22 protein-coding genes are annotated in these 23,721 nt (G+C 52.4%); 6 read left to right on the top strand and 16 right to left on the bottom strand.

Features of this window, described 5'->3' with window-relative positions; translation table 11 throughout:
- Window positions 1-12: 12 nt before the first annotated feature.
- The 8 genes from GYMC10_RS06130 to GYMC10_RS06095 form a co-directional block, all read right to left on the bottom strand.
- Entirely contained in the window at window positions 13-633 is a 621-nt protein-coding gene (locus GYMC10_RS06130) for a Yip1 family protein (protein ID WP_041621936.1), read from the bottom strand.
- Window positions 614-2,077 carry a gluconolactonase gene (locus GYMC10_RS06125; protein ID WP_041621935.1) on the bottom strand — a complete coding sequence of 488 codons (1,464 nt, stop codon included), beginning with the start codon at window positions 2,075-2,077 and terminating at the stop codon, window positions 614-616. Before GYMC10_RS06125 ends, GYMC10_RS06130 begins: the two co-directional genes overlap by 20 nt.
- 12 nt (window positions 2,078-2,089) lie before the next feature.
- On the bottom strand, window positions 2,090-3,001 hold the full coding sequence (locus GYMC10_RS06120; RefSeq protein WP_009589726.1) for a carbohydrate ABC transporter permease: 912 nt from the start codon (window positions 2,999-3,001) through the stop codon (window positions 2,090-2,092).
- Between the two features lie 4 nt (window positions 3,002-3,005).
- A complete protein-coding gene (locus tag GYMC10_RS06115) occupies window positions 3,006-3,974 on the bottom strand; it encodes a carbohydrate ABC transporter permease (protein ID WP_012819350.1) in 969 nt (322 codons plus the stop codon).
- Window positions 3,975-3,986: 12 nt separating this feature from the next.
- Window positions 3,987-6,944, bottom strand: a complete 2,958-nt coding sequence (locus GYMC10_RS06110; RefSeq protein WP_012819349.1) for an extracellular solute-binding protein — start codon at window positions 6,942-6,944, stop codon at window positions 3,987-3,989.
- Between the two features lie 61 nt (window positions 6,945-7,005).
- Window positions 7,006-8,373 carry an ABC transporter substrate-binding protein gene (locus GYMC10_RS06105; RefSeq protein ID WP_012819348.1) on the bottom strand — a complete coding sequence of 456 codons (1,368 nt, stop codon included), beginning with the start codon at window positions 8,371-8,373 and terminating at the stop codon, window positions 7,006-7,008.
- Window positions 8,374-8,792: 419 nt separating this feature from the next.
- A complete protein-coding gene (locus GYMC10_RS06100; protein WP_009589697.1) occupies window positions 8,793-9,836 on the bottom strand; it encodes a LacI family DNA-binding transcriptional regulator in 1,044 nt (347 codons plus the stop codon).
- Window positions 9,837-10,059: 223 nt separating this feature from the next.
- The gene (locus GYMC10_RS06095; RefSeq protein ID WP_012819347.1) at window positions 10,060-10,974 is read right to left on the bottom strand and encodes a hypothetical protein; all 915 of its coding nucleotides are present in this window, start codon (window positions 10,972-10,974) and stop codon (window positions 10,060-10,062) included.
- Between the two features lie 380 nt (window positions 10,975-11,354).
- Between GYMC10_RS06095 and GYMC10_RS06090 the strand changes: the two genes are divergently transcribed.
- Window positions 11,355-12,404 (top strand): S-layer homology domain-containing protein, encoded by a 1,050-nt coding sequence (locus GYMC10_RS06090; protein WP_009594975.1) that lies wholly within the window; start codon window positions 11,355-11,357, stop codon window positions 12,402-12,404.
- 85 nt (window positions 12,405-12,489) lie between these two features.
- Here the strand turns inward: GYMC10_RS06090 and GYMC10_RS06085 are convergent, their stop codons facing one another.
- Complete coding sequence (locus GYMC10_RS06085; RefSeq protein WP_012819346.1) at window positions 12,490-12,915, bottom strand: VOC family protein; 426 nt, start codon at window positions 12,913-12,915, stop codon at window positions 12,490-12,492.
- A gap of 108 nt (window positions 12,916-13,023) precedes the next feature.
- The gene (locus GYMC10_RS06080) at window positions 13,024-13,920 is read right to left on the bottom strand and encodes a putative RNA methyltransferase (RefSeq protein WP_012819345.1); all 897 of its coding nucleotides are present in this window, start codon (window positions 13,918-13,920) and stop codon (window positions 13,024-13,026) included.
- 432 nt (window positions 13,921-14,352) lie between these two features.
- Between GYMC10_RS06080 and GYMC10_RS06075 the strand changes: the two genes are divergently transcribed.
- From GYMC10_RS06075 to GYMC10_RS06065, 3 genes are all read left to right on the top strand, one after another.
- Window positions 14,353-14,868, top strand: coding sequence for a DUF6773 family protein (locus GYMC10_RS06075; protein WP_012819344.1), 516 nt, complete (start codon window positions 14,353-14,355; stop codon window positions 14,866-14,868).
- Window positions 14,869-14,893: 25 nt separating this feature from the next.
- Window positions 14,894-15,091, top strand: a complete 198-nt coding sequence (locus GYMC10_RS06070; protein WP_009594955.1) for a helix-turn-helix transcriptional regulator — start codon at window positions 14,894-14,896, stop codon at window positions 15,089-15,091.
- 128 nt (window positions 15,092-15,219) lie between these two features.
- Window positions 15,220-16,671, top strand: coding sequence for an erythromycin esterase family protein (locus GYMC10_RS06065; RefSeq protein WP_012819343.1), 1,452 nt, complete (start codon window positions 15,220-15,222; stop codon window positions 16,669-16,671).
- Window positions 16,672-16,821: 150 nt separating this feature from the next.
- Here the strand turns inward: GYMC10_RS06065 and GYMC10_RS06060 are convergent, their stop codons facing one another.
- The 3 genes from GYMC10_RS06060 to GYMC10_RS06050 all read right to left on the bottom strand — a co-directional run bounded on the left by GYMC10_RS06060 (window position 16,822) and on the right by GYMC10_RS06050 (window position 18,651).
- A complete protein-coding gene (locus GYMC10_RS06060; protein ID WP_012819342.1) occupies window positions 16,822-17,493 on the bottom strand; it encodes a DUF4097 family beta strand repeat-containing protein in 672 nt (223 codons plus the stop codon).
- A 146-nt stretch (window positions 17,494-17,639) separates the two neighbouring features.
- Window positions 17,640-18,125: a helix-hairpin-helix domain-containing protein gene (locus GYMC10_RS06055; protein WP_012819341.1), complete on the bottom strand. Its 486-nt coding sequence runs from the start codon at window positions 18,123-18,125 to the stop codon at window positions 17,640-17,642.
- A 37-nt stretch (window positions 18,126-18,162) separates the two neighbouring features.
- Window positions 18,163-18,651 carry a DinB family protein gene (locus tag GYMC10_RS06050; protein ID WP_012819340.1) on the bottom strand — a complete coding sequence of 163 codons (489 nt, stop codon included), beginning with the start codon at window positions 18,649-18,651 and terminating at the stop codon, window positions 18,163-18,165.
- A gap of 111 nt (window positions 18,652-18,762) precedes the next feature.
- Here GYMC10_RS06050 and GYMC10_RS06045 point away from each other — a divergent pair, with 111 nt between their 5' ends.
- Together GYMC10_RS06045 and GYMC10_RS06040 are read left to right on the top strand one after the other, a co-directional pair.
- Window positions 18,763-19,710 carry a helix-turn-helix transcriptional regulator gene (locus GYMC10_RS06045; protein WP_012819339.1) on the top strand — a complete coding sequence of 316 codons (948 nt, stop codon included), beginning with the start codon at window positions 18,763-18,765 and terminating at the stop codon, window positions 19,708-19,710.
- A gap of 220 nt (window positions 19,711-19,930) precedes the next feature.
- A complete protein-coding gene (locus tag GYMC10_RS06040) occupies window positions 19,931-20,593 on the top strand; it encodes a CatB-related O-acetyltransferase (protein WP_012819338.1) in 663 nt (220 codons plus the stop codon).
- A 130-nt stretch (window positions 20,594-20,723) separates the two neighbouring features.
- On the opposite strand, the gene GYMC10_RS06035 is transcribed toward GYMC10_RS06040, so the two are convergent.
- Genes GYMC10_RS06035 through GYMC10_RS06025 form a run of 3 tightly spaced genes read right to left on the bottom strand, consistent with a single transcriptional unit; the run spans window position 20,724 to window position 23,717 of the window.
- On the bottom strand, window positions 20,724-21,887 hold the full coding sequence (locus tag GYMC10_RS06035; RefSeq protein WP_012819337.1) for an N-acetylglucosamine-6-phosphate deacetylase: 1,164 nt from the start codon (window positions 21,885-21,887) through the stop codon (window positions 20,724-20,726).
- A complete protein-coding gene (locus tag GYMC10_RS06030; protein WP_012819336.1) occupies window positions 21,880-22,671 on the bottom strand; it encodes a glucosamine-6-phosphate deaminase in 792 nt (263 codons plus the stop codon). Before GYMC10_RS06030 ends, GYMC10_RS06035 begins: the two co-directional genes overlap by 8 nt.
- Before the next feature lie 17 nt (window positions 22,672-22,688).
- On the bottom strand, window positions 22,689-23,717 hold the full coding sequence (locus tag GYMC10_RS06025) for a Gfo/Idh/MocA family protein (RefSeq protein WP_012819335.1): 1,029 nt from the start codon (window positions 23,715-23,717) through the stop codon (window positions 22,689-22,691).
- Window positions 23,718-23,721 lie beyond the last annotated feature (4 nt).

The following is a 23,721-nucleotide window of genomic DNA, read 5'->3' as shown; positions in this document are numbered from 1 at the left end:
CCCACGGCCTCCTTATTGCCTGAAAATGATCTCTCGGTAAACGTTGACAACGAACGTGTAAATCTGCTGCAGCATGCTCAGAACGAGCGTACCCAGAAATACGATAATGCCCATGACGATCAAGCTCAGAAACATCGTGACGACCGTTTTGCCGGCCGTGTATTGGTGGACCGTCATCGTGCCGACAAAAAGCAGCCCGATAAACCAGATCGCTGCTACCGTCGTTAGCAGATAATAGAACACGGTCTCTTCCTGGACCATGAACCGGCTCGCCAGCGTCATGGGCGGATAGATCAGAACCATCGGAATGAGGGCATATGCGCTGGCCATCACGATCTCCTTAAACTTCCCTTCCCCGCCCATGAGCGTGGTGACCGACCAGTTGGAGACGCACCACAGGAAGAACGGGAGGACGATAAATATCAGTTCGTCGATGCTGCTCAGCGTCCGCGGATCATTGTAGTTGACCAGAAATCCCGCATACTGCCGCTGCAGAATCGTGGCAATGACCACGAGCGCCAATACGAGATAAGCCACCCCGAGCCGTCCCCGGTTTTCGTACTTCAGGTCCCAATATCCGTCGAAGGGGTGAACGATCAAATGAAGGGGGAATTTAAGATAGTCCTGCTTCATGCTTTCCTGCCCTCCTTTGCTTTCGATATCTTACCGTTCTATAGACCGCGTAGAGCAGCAGGCCCCCGGTCCCTGCCGATAAAAAGGTGCCGAAATGCTCCTTCATGACCTCCCTGCGATATCGTTTATACGCCACGGAATAGTTCTTGCGGTCCATGCCCAGCTCAAAATATTGAAGGGCTTCCTTGTTCTCCCCCTTCATGAGCTTCGCTTTCCCGATGCCGATATACGCGATGTCATAATTCGCATTGAGCTGAAGCACGTGTTCCCAATACCTTTCCGCCTCCGCGTCTTCTCCCCGGTAATGGTTGCGGACGGCAAGGTTAACCTGCTTCCCGAACTCGGTCGGCTCGAACATGACGATGCTTGCCTTTCCCCGGTCCAGCACAAGCTGGCGGTCTCCAAGCCGTTCAATCGCTGCCGGCGTCTTCAATAGGCCCAGCTGATTCCCGATGCCGCCGTAGACATACAACAGGTTTCCGGTCTCATCATAGGTGAAGACGCGTCCTTGGGTAGAGTCCAGCGCGCTGTACATCCCGTCGCCGAGCACCTTAATATCAACGAATTTGGATGGCCCTACCGTTCTTCGATAATAAATATCTCCCGCAACCGGAAAGTAGCCGAAGCGCTTTAGCACATCCTCTCCCGAGGGATTGAGGCGTTTCAACGGTTCCTTGGATCCGACGTCAATATTCGTGGCATAGACGAACCCCTTGCCGTCCATATCCAGATTGGAGAACTCGGTCGGGATGAACAGTCTCATCTGGGCTTTCTGCGCGCTCGTCGATACCAATCTCCAGAAATAATCGCCATAATCGCGCTTTACCTTAATCGTTCCGACGTAGCCGAGAAAGGTACCCTCCTCCTCGAACTGCATAATGCCTTCGTAAACGCCGCGGGCGACGACGAATACCCGTTTGGCCTCATCCACCGCCACTTTCAGGGGAATGAATTGAAAGCCTTGAGGCAGCACATCCGACTCCGGCTGCTCCATGATGCGGACAAGCGCCCCTTCCGCCGTCAACACGACAACCCGCTGATGATCCGTATCCGCAACATAGATCTGCTCATCCCCGTCAATGAAGATGCCGGCAGGATTTGCAAAACCGTCCTCTTTCCCTTCGTTCATGAAAGAATCAATGACCCGGATCACGTTCCACGCATCGTCCAGGACGACGATCCGTTTGTTCCCGCTGTCCAGCACGTAGATGTTTCCGGCTTCCGACACATGCATATCGCTCGGATCCAAGAAATCTCCAATGCCCAGCTCCTTCCCCGTAACGGCGCGTTCCGGCAAATAAGCGGCAGGCACGGCAACCGTTTCCTCCCAATAGTTGTAGATATAGCTCTCGTACGGAGCACTGGCGGAGACGCTCCCCGGCATTAGGCCGGTGAGCAGCAGGGAGGCCGCCGCGAGAGTTAGCAACCATTTTTTTGCTGACATCTGATCCCCTCCCTAATCCTTCATCCCGGAGGTCGCCATCGTCTCGATGATCCGGCTCTGCGAGAACAGAAAGAGCACAATCGGCACGCTCATCAGGATGACTGCCACGGCCGCGCCTGCGCCGGCCCGGGAAATACCGCCCAGAATGATCTGATTGGATGCATAGTGCAGGGTCTTGAGCTGCTCGCTGTAAATAAAGCCGTTGCCGTCGGTTCCCCACAGGATCTGGAACAGCAAAATGATCAGCGTGAGCCATGCCGGCTTCACGTTCGGCATCACGATGGACCAGAAGATCCGGTATTCGCTGGCTCCGTCGATTTTGGCCGCTTCCAGCAAGGCATCCGGTATCTGTTCCATGAACTGCTTCATTAGATATAACCCTAGCGAATAGCCGAAAGCCGGTATAATGACGGCCCAGTAGGTGTCGATGAGCCCCAGCCACGACAGGATCATATAATTCGGCGTCGCCGTAACGACCGGCGTGAACATCAGCGAGAGCACGACGACCTGGAACAGGAACACCTTGCCCGGAAACTTGTGTTTGGCCAGCGGGTAAGCCGCGGCGGATGCAAAGATCACATGCCCGACAATGCCGACCCCGGTTATGAAGACCGTATTGAAGATATACCGCGAGAACGGCACCCAGGACTGGCCGAGCAGATTGATCAGATCGGAAAAGTTATTCCATGTCGGATTGCGGACAAACAGCGTCGGCGGAAACAGGAAAATCTCGTCCAGCGGCTTGAACGCGTTGTTGATGGCGTACACCAGGGGCAGCGCCATGAAAGCGCCGAACACCGCCAGCAGCGCAAACAGGGAGAAGGTGCCCATGAACGAGCGGTTTACCCGTTTGCTGCGAGCTTTAAGCCTGACGTTCAGCAGGCGGCCGTCCCGTTTTTTCGGAAGTTCGTATGTAACCCTCACGCGTCTACTCACCTACCTTGCGCAGCAATTTTTGGACGATCAGGTTGGTTCCCACCATCAGGATGAACAGCACGGTCGCAATCGCCGACGCAAAACCCATCTCGAAGCGCGTCGTGCCGAAATCGATGAGATGCGTGACGATGGTTTCCGCCGCGTAGTTCACGCTCGGGAAACCGGCCAGCGCAATCGATACGTCGGCCACGGCAAACGATGTCGTAAGCTGGATGACCGCGCCGAACATAAGCTGCGGCCGCATCGAAGGCAGCGTTATGAACCACAGCTCCTGCCAGCGGTTGCGGACTCCGTCCACGGCACCCGCTTCGTAGAGCGTTTTATCTACGGTTTGTAGTCCGGCGATGAAGGCCAGGAAGCCGGTTCCGAGGCTGAGCCACAGCTGGACCAAAATGATAATCGGCATGATCAACGCTTCGGTTTTCAGCCATTGGATCGGCTCCAGGATGAGGCCCAGCTTAATCAGCATGCCGTTCGCTATGCCGTAGCGATCACCCGAGAAGATCATCAGCCAGATGAAATAAATGTTCCCCGAGATCGAAGGCGCATAGAAGATCAGGGTCATGAACGCCCGCAGCCGCGGACCCAGCTCATTGATGACCCAGGCAAACAGGAAGCAGGCCAAATAACTGATGGGTCCTGTTATGGCGGCAAAGAGCAGCGTGTTCTTCAGCGCGACCAGAAAGATATCGTCCTCCAGGAACAGGCGCGTATAATTATCCCAGCCGACAAACCGCGGAAACTCCAGCATATTGAAATACGTAAAGCTTAGAATCATCGAAATGACGACCGGAAAAACGGTAAACAGCGTAAACAGGATCATATAAGGCGCAAGCAATATATAGGAATGCTTGCTGGCCTTCATCTCCGCCAGCTTCCGCTTCCACCAGGATTGCGGCTTGACGGGGCGGATAGCGGCAGACATCGTAACCTCAGGATCCTGAAGGCTGGCATTATGCAATTTGGACTCCCCCTATTCCTGCAGCTCGCCGAATTCTGCTTGCTTGGTCCGGATTTCGTCGTGAATATACTGCACCGAATCCATCAAGGCCTCCCGCGGCTCGATGCCGCTGATGACCGCACGATAGAAGGCATTGAACAAATGCCTGCCCGTCGAATAGCCGCCCGGCACCTCGGGTATTCCCTGAACCCATTCAAATTGGGATTTCAAATTCTCATAGTCGGCTACCGGCCATGGCAGACTGTCCAGCGCCTTGATGTTGGCGGTCGGATAGCGGGCGGCCGCGCCCATCAACCCTTCCATTTCACGGCCGAAATCCGTCTGTGTCGCATCGCTGGTCCACCATTTCAAGAATTCCCAAGCCGCATCCTTGTCCTTTGCATCGTCCAGCATCAGCACGGCGCTGCCGCCGCTCGGTACGGTGCGGTCAATCGTGCCGTCCGCCTGAACGGTTCCAGGCACGGGGGCGAAACCCCATACGCCGCGGATTTCCGGCGCGAACACGGACAGCTGGTTATAGGTGGTGTAATCGGAGATGCCGATCGGCATCTGTCCGGTACGGAACCGGTTCGCAAAATCGTATTCCCGCTCCAGCTTGTAGTCGGTGTAATACTCCGTCCACTGTTTAAATGCTTCCAGCCCGATCTTGGAGTCCAGATCCGACTCCCGGTCGTTGTTTCGGTAGAAATGCCCGCCGGATTGCATCAGGAGCGCCGCATACATCGAATTCGGCGGCAGCGTGGTCCACTGATCCGGTGCCTGCGCCACGACGGGAAGACCGAATTGCATATGATTTTTGTTCAATACGGCAAGCAGGCTGGCCACATCGTCCCAAGTCTTCGGAACTTCAAGACCCAGCTCCTCCAGCACGTCCTTCCGGTAGAACATCATGTTGAAGGTTTGCGTCTCCGGCAGCGCATATACGCCGCTGCGGTATCGGTATGGCACCAAGGCGCTGTCCCGGAATCTGGCAGCCACCGATTCGAAGTCAGGGAATTGCGTCAGGTCCGCCGCGGCATTCCGCATGGCAAAGTTCACCGGGAGGTCATTGCCGATCTGCATCGCGACCTCAGGTCCCTGTCCCGACAAAGTGGCGGGGAGCAGCGTCCCCATGTTCACCAGCTTCAGATTCACGTTGATGCCGGTCTCCGGCGTAAAGGTCTCGTCGATCATCGCCTTGATGGTATTGGCCTGATCACGGCCGCTGCCGATCCATACGGTGATTGAACGCTGATTCTTCTCATCCGTGACGTTACCGATATTGTTGTAATCAATGAAGAAGGAGCTGAAGAACGTCGACGCCTCATGCTTCACCTTATCGGCCGCCCCCAGTCCGCTCATCGGCAGCTTGGCATCGGCTGATGCAACATAGAGGGCATCGATCTCCAGCGGCTGCTCCCGTGCCTGCTGCAGCCATGTTCCGAGTCCGCCGGTATTCGTCTTGTAGGCCTCCAGCCTGCGCGGAATCGTATCCGGCTTCTCGATCATCTCATCCAGCTGAAGCGCCATGGTCTTCAGCAGTGCCTCCTGGTCGCCGGATTGACCCGACAGCTCAACCAATCTGGCCGCGACCGCCTTCAGTCTGCCGCTTTCGTACCGGAAAACTTCCAGCAGCTCCGGTATCCGCTGCTCTACACGGTAATCCCGGAATTCATCCGGATTCGTGCCGGTGATCATCAATATTTTGCGGTACATGGCATTCAGGTTAAGCAGACTGTCCTCCACCTCATGAATGAGGGGAGCGAATTCACCCAGACTCGCCTCGAGGCGTAACACATGCTTACCTTGCTCCAACCGGAACAGATAAGGTTCATCGCCCCCAAGCACGTCCATGCGATATCCGTTCTTAAAGCGGAAAGCGACGTGGTTCATTTCTTCAAACGGAACCTTCCCGTCGATCGTCAGCTTTCGCGTCGAGTACATGCCCCTTACAAAATTTTGCTGCGATTTGAATGCTATCTTATAGAGCCCGCTCTCCGGGACGTCCAGTTCCCATTCGATCCACTTTCCGGGCAGCCGCCAGTTGAAGCCGCCGATGGTGTTGATTCGGACTTTCGACGCGCTGTAAGGGCTGACGCTCGGACTCGAACGCTCGCTTAGCGGATACAGGGTCGGCGAGGATTTGGCGACTGCGTCCTCTCCCTGAATCGCCAGCAAGGTGCCTTCATTTCTTCGAATCCCTTCAGCCTCATACTGCCGGTACAGCTCGGCATACGTCGGCGGAATCTCCTGCTGGAACAGCTTGAGTTCCCCGATAACCATCGGTTCCCGCGCTGCCGTCAAGGATAGGGTATGCTCCCCCTCCTCAAAGTAAAAAAGAAGCGGCTCCGTGATGTAACCATCCGCATCCTGCAGCACTGACCTAGTCCAAGCGGGACGTTCGATTTGTTTCGGCCTCAGGTCATTGCCCTGGTTATCCTGATCGATGCCGTCCTTGGTGTTGTCCCATATCCGGTCGAATTGCAAATAGGCGGCCTCCTGAAAGGGGACCTCCCCGTCGATGCGAATGGAACGCTCAATGGAGGAACTCTTTCCTTCCACCGGATAATAGAGCAGGGACAGATTGTACAATCCCTCCTCCTCTACATGAACCTTCCATTCCACCTCACCCTTCTCCCCCGTAAACAGCGAGGTTCCGGGTTGGCCCTCATAGGCTTCCAGTCTTCGGAATTCCCCGCCCTCGGCACGGCTGTAATCCGCCGCAGGAATCGTGATTTCACGATCCGGCCGACCCTTTCCGTCATGTTCCGACAAATACTCGGTATAGGAAATGCTTTTCCCCGGCTGCATGCCGAGTTTGACCAGCGATGGGGGACGTTCCAATGTAAGCTCCGTCCCTCCGCCTTCCGGTCTCCCACCGGCTCCGGACTCATTTCCCCCTCTATTAAAGAACACCGTCAAAGCGGCCAAGATTGCCGCAAGAACCAATAACCGGGTCATCCATTTTTTTAGCTGCGTTTGAAGTGTCAATGTTCATCCCCCTGTTCAGGAGAAGGGGGCGCGGCCTTGCGCCTTAACGCCCCCGTCCATCTTATTTGCCCATCTTATCGACAGCAGCCTGTGCCTGTTGTTTATATTTCTCGGCCGTAGCGGTTACCGATTGATTGTTCACGATGATATCCTCTATGAAAGCGTTCGTAGGATAATCCGTGTAGGCTTCGTCCACCGTGATGACGCCGGTTCCGGCAATATGCTCACGAATCATGTCGATGTCTTCCTGATTGGTATAGATGCTCTCCAGGTAATCCTGTCCCGGGTATTCCTCGGTCGGCGGTATATCGAACGTCTCCTCGTAAATTTGGTAGACGATAGCCGGATCTTTTACGCCTTTGGCAATGAACTTCGCGGACGCGGCGGTATTGGCATACGTTGTGTCTGCCGAGCCCTGCGGACCGGCAGGAATCGGTACCACGCCAACCTCGAACGTAATGTCGCCCAGCATCCATTCTGCCGCCGTAAACATGGCTACGTCGCCGTCTTTAAAAGTGTTGCTTTCTTCCCAATTCGTTTTGTTGCCGCTCTTGACTTTCACAACCTTCTCCACGTTGTAGAGGCGGTTCACGAATTCGGCTGCTTCCAATGTCTTCGGATCGGACAAGCCTTCTTTGCCGTTGGAATCGTCTACGATTTTGCCCCCGTTAGCGGCGGTGAAATGCTTAACCGCATCAATGGCCCAGCCGGAGAAGCCCCATACGTCCGTTTTCCCGTCGTTATTCGTATCTTTGGTTGCCTGTTTGGCGATCTCCATGAATTTATCCCAGTTCCATTCTCCCTTGGCATACAGCTCCTGAAGATCCGGAAGCCCGTTCTTCTTAAACAGATCGCGGTTGTAATGAAGTCCGAGCCCGATGGAGGTCGGATTATCGAAGCCGTATTCCCCTCCGCCAATGGATGGATATTTCGTCTGCAGATCCGCATCGTTATTGATGTTGTTTTTGTCCGTGGTAAATTCGCTGATCGGCAGGATCTGTCCCTTCATAATCGCCGGCAATGCCGACTTGTACTCCAGCTGCACGATATCGGCGAACGGCTCGCCTGCCAGCACGCTTGTCGTGAATTTATTCATATACTCCTCAAAGGGAACGTTGACGAATTCGATTTTGCAATTGTATTTCTTCTCGATTTCGGCGATCTTCTCCAGGCGTGCCTTCTCTCCGGCCGTTGTGCCTGCCGGCTTCAGGTCCCACCAAGCGGCTACCTTAATCACGCGGCCGCCCAGATCAACAGGTTCTGCTTCAGGTTCGGCGGGTTCTTCTTTAGGAGTCTCTGCCGCGGTCTCCGTGCTGGGAGCCGGGGTCGCCGGCGGCGCCTCCGCCTGCTTGGCCCCTCCGCCGCTGCAGGCGGTTATCAAAAATAACAAACAGATAAGCAATAAAGAAAGCCCTTTCATTTTTCTCACGCTAAAAACCTCCCCTATTTGTTTAACGCCCTGTTAACGTCATGCAAGTACCCCCAAGATGATGTTGGATGCTTCATTCCCGGCAATCCTGTTGTTCCCCGCCCCCAATCTGTTATCCCTGTTTGCCAAAAAATATAACACCAGGATCGTAATTACGTCAATATATTTTATGATAATAATAACAATGAACCTAAATATTATTTTATAAATAACCTAAATAATTAGCGACAGCGTTTACATTTAACTTCAGCAAAAATCGGCCTTATTCGCTATAAATCCCTATATATCAACTGAAATTACTGTTTTTCTATCTTAATTGACTATCATCAAATCCGTATATTTGTTATTTGTTTGTTATGAATACAAAAAGGCCCGATGTCTTTAAGACATCGGGGCTAACTTAACATTACATGTACAGCTTATGGTTCGTCCGTATCCCGCGCAGCGTTATTCGATTCCCTAACAATGACATCGGCTTGAATAAGGAGACGCTCATAATTGGAATCCGGGTTCACGATCCGCCAAAGCAATTGATCAACGGCACGCATCCCCAGCAATTCCTTATCGATGTTCACCGTTGCCATAATCGGCAGGCTGTCGTACGTATTATCGAATCCGGTCACCTGTACGTGACCCGGAACGTCGATACCCTGATTACCGAGCGCCTCCATGGCAAACATGGCGGTGATATCATTAGCGCAAACGAACACTTCCGGAAGCTCGTTTCCGGCAAGAGCCTTGCCTAACGTTTCGTGTATGTTCTCTATCTCCGGGCTGATCAGAGAAGGCAGCTGCCGATGCTCGATTTTGTAATCGGCCAGCGCGGACGAGAAACCGATCCAGCGCTCGTAAAAGCTCTGGGCATCTTCGATGTTGCCGATGAACTGATATTTTTTATATCCTTTGCTGATCAGTTTGGTCATGATTTGTTTCATGCTGTGCATATTGTCGGTGAATACCGTGTCCGATTGGAACGCGGGGTCCATGTGGTCTACCATGACCACGGGAATGTTCAGCTTCTTGATATCCATTAAATTTTGCGTGGACACGGCTCCCACCGTTACGATCCCGAGAATGCCCTGGGGATTCAGGAGGGAGAACATGTGGTCATTCGAAGGCTCCGTCAGCGTCAGGATGTCGAGCCCTTTCTGATTAAGACGGGTCGATATTCCGTCAAAAACCGGCCCCCAATAGAGCGATTCGCGATTCTGATATCGGACATTCGGGAACAGGACCAGTACCGCCCCCGCCCATTTTCGGTTCTCCGGCTCCTGGAGCTGCTGGTTTCTTCCCGCTGCTTGGCCCGGCTGATCCTTGAAATACCCAAGCTGTCCGGCGGCCTTCAGAATCATGTCCCTGGTCTGCGGGCTGACACCGGATTTCCCCGACAAGGCCCGGGATACCGCAAATTTAGACACGCCCGTGAAATCGGCGATTTCCTGAATCGTCACTTTCGTTTTCATCGTTATCAACCTACTTAAGTGCGAATTTGTCGTTCAGCTTCCGTGTTATTTATGTTAGTTTTTGTTAGGTTACTGACATAATATTATGTGAAACAATCGTTAAAGTCAAAGAATATCCTACATTTTCTTGTTTTCATTTTTACAAAAATCAAAAGCTGCCCCTATGGTCATGTTCGGACCATCTGGGGCAGCTCTTTTCTTGTAGGCTTAGAAATATAGATAATTACGGTTTCTCCACGAGCAGCGCTTCCCATTTCAAGCCTTCTCCGGCAATTTCGATCCGCAGGTCGGAGATGCTCTTCAACGCCTCCTCGCGACGTGCCTCAAGTATAACCACCGTTTCCTTATATAGCTCGTCTATCTTCTTCTGCGTACCGCTTGCCATTTTCGTTATTTCGGATTTTCTTGCAGCATTGCCTTTGGAGATCGCGGTAGTCTGTTCCTTAAACAGCTTGCCGTATTGGCTCTTAGCTGTTGCTTTGCTGATTTTCCCTTGTTTGTACTTCCACATCGGACTGTTCAGGTACGACGTACTCGATCCGTTACGGAGCTTCCACATCGGGCTGTTCAAATAGCTTTCACTGACCGTTTTGCTGAATTTCCATGCGGAACTGTTCAAATAGCTCGGGGTGATCGTCTTCTTGTATGTCCACATCCAGCTGTTCAAATAATCCTCGTTCATTTCTTTGCTTAGTTTCCATAGGGTACTGTTCAAATAATTGCGGTTAGCGGCATTCGCATACTTCCACATCGGACCGTTTAAATAACTTGGATTGATGAACCGTTCATATTGTGCCAGCTTATCCTTTACGTCGCGGTTTCCCTCATACTTCAGCTTCAGCTGCTCCAAATCGGCTCGAAGCTTCTCGTCCCACTGCTTTTGATCCTCCAGCACTTTTTTCTCGAGCTGGTCCAGGGAGGCATGGCTGGCATTATAAAACGCCTTATATTTCTTGTCTACTTGTTTCTGGTAATTGTTATACGCATTTACCGTCTTCTTGTTATAGGATTTATACTCGCTCCATACTTGATTGATCCATTTCTGATCCGCTGCATGAACCGTTGTTAGCGGCACCAAAACCGAGACGGCAAGCAAAAGGCTGCATAAGGTTAATAACGATTTTCGCATCAATCTCATCGATTTTCGCCTCTCTTCTGTAGATAGTAAACAAGGGATATTTTACCTAATGGCAAGGCATCTTCCAATAGGAACTCCGAACCCCTAACTTTTAGACTAGAACCGATTTCTGGAACCTCCGGATATTTTCGCACGGCAGCGTGTCTCACTCCCTGGATGCTTCATGAAAAACATGTCTTCCCTTCGTATATCCCACATCAAAAACAGAAGATTTATGCACTTCCTTGGTCCTGTAGTCCCTTAGTATCGCTAAAGTTAGTTAGCTAGTTATAACAGCCCATCTTTGTTCGGAACCGCTTTCTGATGCTTGACCGCCCGAAAAATAGGCCTATACAATGTATTTTGTAGTATTTTAGCAAATTATAGATGGAGGATTGCAGATGTTGAAGTTCAGGACACTATGTGCGCCTATACTCCTGGCTGTCTCTTTGTTCGTAGGAGCTGGCAGCGCTTTTGCCGGGGTTACTTTTCGGGATATTGATAACCACTGGGCAAAAACGACCATCGAATGGGGCGTCGACAAGGGGATTGTCAACGGCTATGCGAACGGAATGTTCATGCCTAACCAGAATGTGACCGAGGCCGAATTCATCCGCATGCTGGTTGTCGGCATTACGGGCAAGGACCTGCAGGAGAACTATTTGACCGAACTATGGTCGGATAAATATTATCATTTTCTGCACTTCAAGAACTATCCTGTACACGGATTCGCTGACAAAACCAAGCGCAGCCAATACATAACGCGGGCCCATGTGGCCGAGCTGATATCCAGCGCCGACGGCGTGAACTACGGCGGGAATCAGGCCATTCAATACGTTCTGGGGAAAAAGTACGCGCAGGGCCGGATCAAAGGTGAAAATACGATTGAAGGCTATGTAGGCAGCGGCACCATCACGCGGGCCGAAGTGCTTCAGCTGATCAAAAACCTGACCGATCGCGGAATGTCGAACCTGTACGACCGCCCTACCGCGCCAAGCGCGGAGGCCATGCTGCCGAAGCTGCCAACCCCTTGGGACGTTTACCGGGACGAGATGTACCTCGTGATCCGCCAGAAGGTATTTCCGAAGTACAGCGGCTACCGCATTTATGACGACGGATCGAATAAAATCGTGATGACCAGCACGAAGCAAACCGGTGAGACGGATTACGCCGTGTCCGTTCAATTCGAGCCGCAGATTATGCAGTTCAGCGGAATCGCGCTTTCCAATGCCGCCGATAAAACCCAGCGCGGCATGCTGATCGAGCTCCTCCAGCTGTATGGCTTCCAGGTCGATTCCGCCTTCCTCGCGAAAATAGACTCCGCGGAGAAGAACAAGAAGGTGATCGAGTTGAAGGTGAGCGGCAAAACACTCGTTATCGATCCGCTCGTGGCAAGCCCCGCCGGGCATGTCCATATCTACTATAAGTGGTGGGACGGATCTCGGGCATAATTCAGGAAACTCGACTGCGCTGCAACCGAACAAAAAGCCCTGACGGCAAATCGTCAGGGCTTTTTGTTCATTTATATATCAGCTTCTACGCTTCCGCTTCCGTGGAGATATTCCAGTTCACGCCGAATTTGTCAGCCACGATGCCGTACGCCGGGCTCCAGAACGTCTCCTGAAGGGGCATAACCACTTGACCGCCCTCCCGCAGCGCTTCATATATCCGCTTAGCCTGTTCGGCCTGATCGGTCATGATACAGATCTGAACCTGATTGCTGGATTGAACCGGTTGACCGGGAAACGTATCGGAGAACATCAAATCCGTCTCTCCTACCTTCAGCAAAGCGTGGGAAATGCGATCTCTCGCGCTATCCGGCAGCGGAAAATCAGGGTTCGCCGGCATCTCGCCGAAGGTCTGAACCATGACGACCTGGGCATCCAACGCCTTCTCATAGAATTGAATAGCTTCCTTAGCATTCCCGTCCATCACGAGATACGGATTCATTCGAAGTGTCATATGATCGTCAACCACCTTATTTTCATATTTACAACGTTACTCCTATTATTCCCCAACCGGATCACTTTAGCAAAACATGAGGCATTTTCGTCTGAAGGACCGTTATGGTTATCCCTCATTCCATCCATACAGGATTTTGAAGTCCGCCGTGACCTCCATCGCTTCATCCAGCATTTGTCCGATGGCCTCGGGCGAAGCGCTCCAGGATAACGGCGTCATGCGAATCAACTGTTTCATCTGATCGTTATCCAGGACGACTCGATACTGCACCCGCTCGGCTTCGATTTGCTCAAAGTGACGGCTGAACAGCTCTATTGTGCTGTCATTGGAGTAATTCTCCTTGCCTGTGCCTGTATAGAACAAGGTTCTAAGCTCCTGCAAATACAGGCTGTCCGGGATTACCTTCACCAATGATCCGCCACTCGCAAGCAGCCGCCTGAACTCCGAATAATTGGACGGGGACAGAATGTTCAGGATGTAATCGAACTGTTGGTCGGCAAACGGGCTCCGGGACAAATCGGCCACGCACCATATAGAGTCAGGGGATGTCTTGGCGGCCATAACGATGCCCTCTTTGGCAATATCCATGCCTACGCCGAGAACATCCGGAACCAAAGGGTGCTCCCGAAGCTTATGTCCGATGGCGGATAGATGGGAGCCCTCCCCGCAGCCTGCATCAAGCAGTTTTACAGGCTTCACGGATTCCCGGGACTTCAGCTCCTGGATCAGGCGATTCGTTACCGCTTCTACCATGGGGCCGAAGAAGCCGCTGCCGCTGATCGTGTTTCGGGCCTCAAACAAAGCCTTATCATATTTGGTTTTGGATGAATGGTTCAGCAGGTTTACGTATCCCTGTCTGGATATATCATAGCAATGCCTGTTCTCGCATTCCAGGCTGGCCATGCGTTCTACCTTCATGGAACCGCCGCAGATCGGGCATTGAAACATCTTCTCGTGTATCGAAAGTTTTTGTGCTTTTTTTAACCATTTTTCGTTGTTGGACACAGCAAATCACCCTTTCATTCGATTGAACGTAATGAAAAAGGCACAGATAAATAAACTCAAGCCGCAGTTGTCAAAAAAAAGGGCCGAGCCTACTTGGATCTGTACCTCACATTAGCGTAAACGAATGAAATGGATCATGAAAAAACACGCTCCCGACATCAATTCGGGCAAGAAAGATGCCCTAATTCAATTCTAACACGCGAGCATAGAATGTAAACCTCTGCAAGCGTCCGGTTCAGCAAAATATATCAAGAATAAGTTCCTCCTATAGACTAGGATGAGTGTTTGAGACTCTTTTATCCACCTCCTAACCTTAAAAGACAAATATTAAATTCAAAATGACATATATATATTGCAAAAAGACGTAAATACTATTACAATTCATGTATCCAGAAAATCTCAGGAACGTATCTCTAACCAAAGGAAGGAATGATGAGCTTGAATTGGTTTAAGAAAAACTCGGTTGAGGATGAGCGTATCGTCAATTTAAAGAACAAGTTATATAAAGAGGTGTATACCTTGATCATGGTCATTTGCAGCATTTCCGTCATCATCAAATCTTTTGTGCTGCCGCGAACGGAACCCGTCTGGCTGGAAATGCTGATCATGCTGGGAGGAAGCTTATATTTCGGGATACGCAGCGTGGCGCTGGGGATTTACTCGGATGAAGTGGAGGTCCATGACCAGCGGAGCAAAATTTCGTTCAGCATGCGTACGGCGATATGGGGGCTTGTTATCGGTGTCGCACTTGCTCTTTTTTTCGGTATCCGCAGCGCGGTTCTGTTTGGCAATGACAACAGCGCGACCGAGCTCAAATATTTCTTTAGCGTTTTCCTCGTCTCACTGATCATCTACATCCCGCTCTTTGTCGGGGGGAATTGGTTGATCCACTACGGCGCCAACAAGGTAAGCCAGAAAATGTCGCAGAACGATCCATTCGACTCGTAGAAAGGGATATTAGGGGGACTGCCGCATGAAAAACATCAAATTGAAGATGGCCCGCGTCGAAAAGGATTTATCGCAGGAAGAACTGGCCCAGATCGTCGGTGTCTCCAGGCAGACCATCGGCCTGATCGAGCTGGGGAAATATAATCCGTCCCTCAGCCTGTGCGTTGCCATATGCAAGGCATTATCGCGTACGCTGAACGATCTGTTCTGGGAAGAAGACTAGGGCAGGGCTGCATTTCAATTCACTAACGCCGCCAGACAGTAATTGCGACCAGGTTAAGGAGGTGATGCCAACGCTTCAAGGCAAGAACTAATAACCAATCATCATAATAAGGAGTGACCTAATCTATCATGCCATTACATAAAGCCAGAAAAGCATTCACCGTGTTTCTGCTCACCGCTTCCCTATTGGGGACAACCTTCATCCCTGAAGGAAAAACATATGCTTCTGCCGCCGATCCCATCCAAGGCCAGGTTACGGAGGTTAAGACTGCTCGGACGTCGGATGAAAAAATTGCCGAGTGGGAGAATTGGGCCAAAGACCATGTATATCGACTGGATACGATTCACCCGGCCAACACAGCCAACGGCACTAACCAGTATAAGGATCTGGCTATGCTGAAGCCCTTGCTGCATGACAAACGTTTCGTGTTTCTAGGGGAGAGCTCCCACGGGGTTGGCGAGTTCAACCTGGCGAAGACCCGCTTGATTCAGTTCCTGCATCAGGAGATGGGGTACAACGTTCTGGCTTTTGAGAGCGGACTTGGCAACAGCTCCTTGGCTTACGGCAGGGCCGGGCAGCGGAGCGCGGAACAAACGATGAAGGATTCCATCTTCGGCGTCTGGTGGTCCAAGGAAATTATGCCGTTGTTCGACTACATTAAAACAGCACAACAGAGCAAGCAGCCGCTCGTGCTGACCGGTTTTGACATGCAGCTGCAGCATCCGCTGTTGGACGGACAATGGCTGCAGGATCAGGCCATGGCTAAGCGTCTATCGGAAGCTGAGAAGAAACTGTCCGACTACTCTCTTGGTATGGATCTAGACGCTTACCGCAAAGAGAAACATCAGCTGATTCAAGTGTACAAGGATGCTCTGGAATCCTTAAAGACGGAGGCAAACGAAGCTCATCTGAAACGGCTGTACCCGGATAACCCCAAACTGTCCATGCTGCTCGAGCGGACCCTGAACGACCGGATTCGGGTAGCCCGGGAATACGTGGAGCTCTCCATTCAATCAACGCTTGGCATGGAAAGCGGGGATTATGTCCCGTTCCTGGAATCGATGGAATGGCGGGACCAGGCGATGCATGACAATCTCATGTGGCTGGCAACCGAAGTATACCCGACGGAAAAATTCATCGTGTGGGGACATAACGACCACATCCGCAAAGCTCAAACCGAGGTGATGGGTACGCCATATCCGGTGACTTTAATGGGAGAGAAACTCTCGGATGAAATGAAAAAATACAGTTACGTGCTTGGCCTGTATCCGGCCAGCGGCCAAACCGCGGATAATATGGGGAATGTGCATGACGTTCTGCCGGCAGAGCCGGGCTCCATGGAATCGATCCTCTCGGCCGCAGGCTCGCCGTATACCTTCGTTGACCTGCGTTACCAAAAACGCGAGGCAGGCAACTCGTGGATGTTCGAGCCGCGTTTTGCCTATAGCTGGGGCATGATTCCGGAAAGCTTAATCGCCCGCGACCAGTACGACGGTATTCTGCTGATCGATGACGTAAACCCGCCCCAATATATGAGATCCTCCGCTTCATCCAAGGCTTCTGTGCCTGTTGAAGAATAAGGTGCTTTCATTCCTTGTTGTCATATAAGAATCTTTCATAGGTTGAGATGACAAGCATCCTCTGATGGTCTGCTCCAAGAGTCCGGAAGCAATGAACTCTTGGAAAGGACTAATCGGGGATGCTTTTTTCTTACGCTCAGTTCCGCATGGTTATTTTATCGAGATGTTCCCCGAGGAGGTTTTGAGCTTCACCTCAAACTCCCCGTCACCGGTGCGCCCTTCCGTCTTCCGGTTGCTCTCGTTCCTGTCCTGGATCGGAACGGCAATGGACCTCCGTCCGCTCCGGGACTGCAGCACCCATGTCGCATCAGGCGCCTCTTCATCGAGCTGTATGTTCACGTTTCCGCTTGTCGCCGATACATCCACATTGTTGTTCAAACGGGCGAACGCAAGGGAGATATTCCCGCTTTTACCCTTCACCTGAAGGCTGTGATTCTGCAAGCCGGTTCCCGTTACCTTGCCGGAAGAACCGTCAATTTCGACCTTCCCTGCATAATCCGCAGGAATTTTTACGCGAAGCTGCGGCATCCGGCCGATATTCAACATCCGAGTGATATCGTTATCTAAAGAAATCCTCACCCGATTATCTTTTTGATCGACAACGGCTCCTGCGGAACTGCCGCTTCGGAGCAGCGAAACCTCCAATGCTTCCACATCCGCTGTCTCCACGAACAAGGTCGTGCTGCCATGGTCGATCTCCAGCACTTCAACCTCATCAAGCGTTACGCGTTGGAGCTCCTCTTCTTCGCCCCTCGGACCGCATGCGCTGAGCAAGAACATGCCGAGGATCCATAGGATTGCAGCTGGTGCATATCGTTTCATTGCTTTACCTCCACCCCTTTTCTACTTTGAAGTCATTGTACAGGATGACGCAGCGTCGCTTTCAAGCGTTTTTTCAAGTTTGGTAAACAACAGGAAAAAAGACACCGCCATGTGGCAGTGCCTCCTGCTAGGTCAAGGTAGGGCCCCTACGGTTGTCCATCGTTGTCGTACCACGATAAAGTTGGACGGGTTGGAGGGTATCCGTGCTGCTCCCTGAATTGCTTACGCACTTCGGTAAAGTCATGCCAGCTCTTCCCGCTCCCCGGATGATTGGCATGATGTACGATGCAGCGAAACGCATCCTCCACGCAAGGATCCACCCAGAAACCGCTGCTCGCTTCCATCCGGTCCGTTAAAGAGGCAGCGTCTTCATCCTTGATATCTTCCAATGCGTAATACCCCAACTGGACTACGCGTTCAGCCACTTTCGGTCCGATCGAAGGAACCGTCTGAAACTGTGCCAGTCCCCGGATATATTGGGCGCGGCTATCCGAAACACCAAGCACGCCGGACAATAACTCGATATCCATTTGCGCAATATCGATAAGCTTCATTTTGTTTGACCGCAGCTTCGCCAACTCCTCGCCAGTTAACGGCAGCTTCGGCGATTTTCTCGGTACATGCCGCTGCATCCTTCTCACCCCTGTTCTCACTCTGCATACCTGACGTTTAATATAAATCGAACATATTTACTTCATAGCCTTGGGCTTTCAGGTAATTGAACATTTGCGCCCGGTGATGCTGGGCATGCGTGACAATTTCAATCAGCCACTTGGCTTGGGTTGAACCGTGCTCCAAATAGAAGGGTCTCGTTGTCTTCTGCATAAATTCTTCATCTGTCAGCCCATTCATGTAGGATTTTACATCGGCAAGTCCCTTTGTCATCCAAGAGATCAGCTTGTCCTTGTCCGTGCCGTCAGCGGCGATGCTTGCCTCCAGTTCCCGGATCTCCGCTTCGCTCTTCTCTTGCAGAATCAACAGGTCCGTCGCAGGCACCGAAACCAGATGATGCACGAGTTCCTGAAGCGATCTCATATTGTGGGCAGGCCTGTAATTCCAATGCGCTTCTGAAATTTTGCCGATCAGATTCGAACTGGTACGAACGATAAGCTCGAGCTCCTCGAACAACAGCTGCTTCATTTCATGCAATTGACTCACGTTTCATCACTCCATTTATTAGTTATGTGGGGGCTCTGGGTTCTACGGCAAGTATAGCGTATAATAGTGACAACTATTGTCATAGTCATTCCACGATTCGGAGCTGATCCTATGTCCAAATCCAAACGTCTCATCGAACTGATGATGACCGTTAACCGAATGCGAAAATTCACCGTAAGAGAACTGGCCGATCAATTCGGCGTGTCGTCCCGCACGATTTTGCGGGACCTGCAGGAGCTCAGCGAACTGGGAGTCCCCCTCTATTCCGAGGTAGGACCGCACGGCGGCTACCAGGTGCTGAAGGAACGGGTTCTTCCGCCGATCGCCTTCAGCGAGGAAGAAGCCGTCGCGATGTTTTTTGCCAGCCACGCCCTGCGTCACTATCTATTTCTTCCCTTTGAAGCCGAGTCCTCTACCGCACTTCAGAAATTTTATTATTACATGCCCGGGGATGTGCGCGACCGGATTGACCAGATGAAGAACCGGGTGGATTTTCTGACGCATACCAGACAGCAGAAGGCTGAATCTCTCGGGGCTCTGCTGGATGCCGCCGTCGACCAGCGGGTCGTTACGGTGTTATACGAGAGCAGGGAAGGTTATGCCGCGCGAAGCATCCAGCCCGTGGGCATCTATGCAAGCAACGGCTTCTGGTATTGTCCCGCTTATTGTTTTCTACGCGATGATTTCCGCCTGTTCCGCTGCGACCGCATGCAGTCTGTGGCTGAGGATGCAACCGGCATCGAGCCGCGGGATCACCGGCACATCCATCTGGGGAACTGGAGGGAATACGGGACGGAGAAATCGGTCTATGTCCGGATGGTCGTGGATTTGAGCCGGGAAGGCGTTCAGCGCTGCGAATCTGAGTTATGTCCTGTCCCCCATATCGCTAAGCGGCCGGATGGAAGCGGACGGCTTGATCAGAACGTCCCTGCCAGCGAACTTTTGTATTTTGCTAAATTTTTTATCGGATTAGGGAATGAAGCCACCGTGAAGGCCCCGCAGGAGTTGGTGGTTCGCATTAAGGGGATGCTCGCGGAGATGATGGCGAAGTATGGTTAGAGGCAGCTGACACTCCTTTGGGCTAAGAGTATGGATTATTTTATCGGAATCTTGCACCCGCGTACGTTTGACGAAAAGAACACGCCTTTCTACAATTTCATCAACAATTAGGAAAAGGATGAGGACGATGGTTCGTCGTTTGATCAGGTTTAAGAATGTAGCAACTGTATTCAGCTTCTAAGTAAACATGATCTATTCTACTTAGAAGCGAGGAAATAGAATGAAACAACATCGATTTGAACACTGGTCCGAAATTAAGTATCTGAAGGATATCGTCACAAACCCGATGATAAGCGTAGGAGAATACTCATACTATTCCGGTTATTACGATCATCATGATTTTGAAGATGGCTGCGTTAGGTATCTATGGGGGGATGCAAAATCCAAAAGGTTGTTTAACCCCATTGAAGACTATGGTTGGCATATCGATAAATTGATTATCGGAAATTACGTATGCATCGCAAGCGGCGTCATTATTTTAATGGGTGGAAATCACAACCATCATCCTGAATGGGTAACCGTATACCCGTTTGTCGATCAGATTGAAGCTTCTTACGCGCCAAAAGGCGATACCGTCATCGAAAGCGATGCTTGGATTGGAATGAATGCCATGATTATGCCAGGTGTGACCATTGGCGAAGGCGCCATTGTTGCGGCTGGTTCGGTTGTTACTAGAGATGTCCCGCCCTACAGTATCGTAGGCGGTAACCCTGCCAAAGAGATAAAGAAACGCTTTGCGGACGAAGACATCGAAAAGTTAATGGAAATGCGATGGTACGATTGGGAACGCGAGCAAATTGAACGAGCAGCACATATCTTGTCCAGTTCTTCCGTCCAACGATTATATGACTATTATCAAAAAGAAATAAAACCCTGCGTTTAAATTTCAGATGCCTCACTATAAATAGGAATGCGAATATCCCTTCTTGAATTCAAGAAGGGATATTTGTTGTCTTGGCCTCAAACTTGTGATCATCGTTCAAATTCATAACATCCTGTTTATGTTTCAACATCTATCGATCCGCCCGGTAAACCGAACGCCCTCCCTTGACGGTCTCCAGGATGCGAAAGACCTCCTCGCGCTTCTCCAGAAGCACGAAGTCGGCCTGGGCTCCTCTCATCAGCCCATGGCGTTCCCCTTGCCCCATGGCCTGGGCGGGCAGCACCGAAGCCATGTCCCATGCTTCAGAAAACGCGCACAGCCCCGACCGAGCCAGCCGCCAAACCGCATCGGCAAGCATCATGGCCGAGCCGGCCAGCAGCTCGGGCTTGCGGGCGAGATGCAGTCGGCCTTCGGGAGTCAAGACGACATGACCGCCGATGTGGGTCTCGTATTCGCCTGGCGGCATTCCGCTTAAATAGACGGCATCGCTGACCAGCACCGCTTTGGATTGCTTGGCGCGGAGCATCACCTTGATGACCGAATCCGGCAGATGGTACCCGTCCGCGATCATGCCTGCCCACAGCTGATCTTGGGCAAGCTGTTCCCATATATAATTCGGATGCCGCGGCAGCGTTAGATGCGCGCCATTGCCCAGATGGGTGGACATCGTCGCTCCAGCATCCACGGCTTCCCGAATTTGCTCAGGTGTGGCAGCGGTGTGCCCGATCGATACAACGACTCCCGATTCGGCGCACGCCCGGATAAAACCCGCGGCTTCCGGCCACTCCGGCGATAGGGTGACGATCCGAATCCGGTTCCCCGATGCCGCCTGCCATCTCGTAAACAATGCCCAGTCCGGCGCCTTGATGTACCGGGAATCATGGGCTCCCCTTGGCCCCTCCTCCGGAGAAAGAAAGGGGCCCTCCAAATGAATCCCGCCTATGGACGAACCGACCGCTTCATCCTCCAGGCAAGCCGCGTCGATAACTCTCAGCAGTTGTTCGATTTCTTCGTCTCCGTTGGTAATGACGGTGGGGTAGAACAGGGTTAGACCCTTCTCCCATAACCGCCGGGTTGCCTGGATGACCGTATCCGTTGTAAGCGGCAGCGAATTGAAGTCATATCCGTAACCGCCGTTAATCTGAAGATCGATCAATCCGGGAGCAACCCATATCTCCTCGTCCCCGCCGCGTGGAAGGACTCGCTCGATCCGGCCGTCCGGATTCCATGCCAGCTCCATTGGCTCACCTGTTGCATAATGGCGGCCTGCCCGAACCCGTTCGTGGCTATCCATTCCGTATTTCCCCGTACGACTCCAGGTCGACGTACAGCGTGCAATCCGGATGCCGCCGAAGAATGCTGGCAGGACAAGCCTCGCTTATCTCGCCTTGCAGCGTCCGCTGCACCGCTGCCCGCTTGCTTGCGCCCGGCACGACGCAGAACAGATGGGCACCCGACATTAACGCCGGAACGGTGAGCGTAAGCGCGTATGCCGGAACCTCCTCCAAGCTCGCAAAACAGCCGTCATTCACCTGCTGAAGGCGGCAAGCCTCGTCCAGCTCGACCCGCTTCACCCATAAAGGGTCGGCAAAATCGGCAACAGGCGGATCGTTGAAGGCGATATGCCCGTTCTCGCCAATGCCCAGGACCACCATATCGATCGGCGCGGCGGCGACCAATCGGCTGTATCTATCGCACTCAACTTCAGGATCATTCAAACCGTCGATCAGATGCACCTCTCCCGGAGATACCCGATCAAACAGCCGCCGGGATAAAAAGTTCCCGAACCGCTGCGGGGCCGACGGGGGGAGGCCGATGTATTCATCCATATGAAATGCGGTTACCCGGCTCCAGTCCAGTCCTTCCGCTTGAACCAGCGCGGCCAGGCACTCATTCTGGGACGGGGCGGCCGCAAAGACGATGCGAATGCGCTCTTTCTCGGCCAGCAGGCGCCGCATGGCCTCGCGGATATCGGCAGCCGCCGCTTTCCCCATCGCTTCGCGCTGGTCATAAACGCGGACCTTCAGTTGATCTTGAGCTTTTTCAAGTACAGGTTCGATGTTTCGCTCAGTCCTCATAAAGTCACCTCCATCCCTTACAACGCCGGCGTTCCGGTCAACAATTGAATTTCCTTGCGCTGCCTGGAAGCCTCGTAGGTACCGAGAATGATCTCCAGGGAATGCCGGCCGTCCTCCCCGGTGACGATAGGCTCGCGGCCTTCGCGAACGGCAAGCGCCATATCTTGAATTTGCAGGCGGTGGCCGTCAGGTATAACTTTGAACGCATCGAATTCAGGCAGCTGAACTTGTTCGCCATCGATTTCAAGAGATACGATCGTATCTTCTTCGATGACCAGCGCGCCCTTCTCGCCATGAATGACCAGCCGCTGCCCTTTCCCGTCGCAGGCTGTCGTCGTGATCTCCATGACGCCAAGCGCGCCGCTCGCAAATTCAAGGGCTGCGATCACGGTATCTTCGACTTCGATATTGCGCAGCACGGCTTTGGCTTTGGCAGACAAGGATGCAACAGGTCCAACGAGCCATTGCAGCATATCCACCGTGTGTATTCCCTGATTCATCATCGCCCCGCCGCCGTCCATCGCCCAGGTCCCGCGCCAGCCTGCACTGTCATAATAGGCTTGATCGCGGTAGAGCATGACATACGCCGAGCATAAACTGAGCTTCCCGAGGCGCCCTTCCTGAATGACCTGGCGGGCATATCGGGCTTGCGGGGACATGCGCCTCGGAAAGACGGTGGCGAGCAGCACCCCGCTCTCCGCACATACCTCGATCATGCGCTCGATATCGTCAAGCTTGATCGCCATCGGCTTTTCCACCAGCACATGCTTGCCCGCCCGGGCAACCAGCGCCGTTTGCTCTGCATGCATGCCGCTTGGCGTGCAAATGCAGACCACTTCCACATCCTCGCGCGCCAGCAGCTCCTCCAATGTGTCGCAGACATCTCCTCCATACGTTTCAGTCAGCTTGACCGCCGATTCCCGTTTCGTATCGAACACGGCGGCAAGCACGGCTTCCTCCGTGTTCATGATGCCTTTGGCATGGATATCCGCAATAATTCCGCAGCCGATGATCCCGAATCGAACCGGCAGCTTTTCCTTCGTCATGTTC

This window comes from Paenibacillus sp. Y412MC10, from assembly GCF_000024685.1.
GTDB lineage: Bacteria > Bacillota > Bacilli > Paenibacillales > Paenibacillaceae > Paenibacillus_AQ > Paenibacillus_AQ lautus_A.
This window is presented reverse-complemented; position numbering and strand designations above follow the sequence as displayed.

Bases quoted from the DNA above. Each gene is read 5' to 3' on its own strand.
- GYMC10_RS06025 (WP_012819335.1), bottom strand. From the start codon at position 23,717: ATGACGAAGGAAAAGCTGCCGGTTCGATTCGGGATCATCGGCTGCGGA.
- GYMC10_RS06085 (WP_012819346.1), bottom strand. From the start codon at position 12,915: ATGACACTTCGAATGAATCCGTATCTCGTGATGGACGGGAATGCTAAG.
- GYMC10_RS06045 (WP_012819339.1), top strand. From the start codon at position 18,763: ATGTCCAAATCCAAACGTCTCATCGAACTGATGATGACCGTTAACCGA.
- GYMC10_RS06090 (WP_009594975.1), top strand. From the start codon at position 11,355: ATGTTGAAGTTCAGGACACTATGTGCGCCTATACTCCTGGCTGTCTCT.
- GYMC10_RS06075 (WP_012819344.1), top strand. From the start codon at position 14,353: ATGAGCTTGAATTGGTTTAAGAAAAACTCGGTTGAGGATGAGCGTATC.
- GYMC10_RS06095 (WP_012819347.1), bottom strand. From the start codon at position 10,974: ATGAGATTGATGCGAAAATCGTTATTAACCTTATGCAGCCTTTTGCTT.
- GYMC10_RS06040 (WP_012819338.1), top strand. From the start codon at position 19,931: ATGAAACAACATCGATTTGAACACTGGTCCGAAATTAAGTATCTGAAG.
- GYMC10_RS06060 (WP_012819342.1), bottom strand. From the start codon at position 17,493: ATGAAACGATATGCACCAGCTGCAATCCTATGGATCCTCGGCATGTTC.
- GYMC10_RS06100 (WP_009589697.1), bottom strand. From the start codon at position 9,836: ATGAAAACGAAAGTGACGATTCAGGAAATCGCCGATTTCACGGGCGTG.
- GYMC10_RS06125 (WP_041621935.1), bottom strand. From the start codon at position 2,077: ATGTCAGCAAAAAAATGGTTGCTAACTCTCGCGGCGGCCTCCCTGCTG.
- GYMC10_RS06065 (WP_012819343.1), top strand. From the start codon at position 15,220: ATGCCATTACATAAAGCCAGAAAAGCATTCACCGTGTTTCTGCTCACC.
- GYMC10_RS06070 (WP_009594955.1), top strand. From the start codon at position 14,894: ATGAAAAACATCAAATTGAAGATGGCCCGCGTCGAAAAGGATTTATCG.
- GYMC10_RS06055 (WP_012819341.1), bottom strand. From the start codon at position 18,125: ATGCAGCGGCATGTACCGAGAAAATCGCCGAAGCTGCCGTTAACTGGC.
- GYMC10_RS06130 (WP_041621936.1), bottom strand. From the start codon at position 633: ATGAAGCAGGACTATCTTAAATTCCCCCTTCATTTGATCGTTCACCCC.
- GYMC10_RS06030 (WP_012819336.1), bottom strand. From the start codon at position 22,671: ATGAGGACTGAGCGAAACATCGAACCTGTACTTGAAAAAGCTCAAGAT.
- GYMC10_RS06035 (WP_012819337.1), bottom strand. From the start codon at position 21,887: ATGGATAGCCACGAACGGGTTCGGGCAGGCCGCCATTATGCAACAGGT.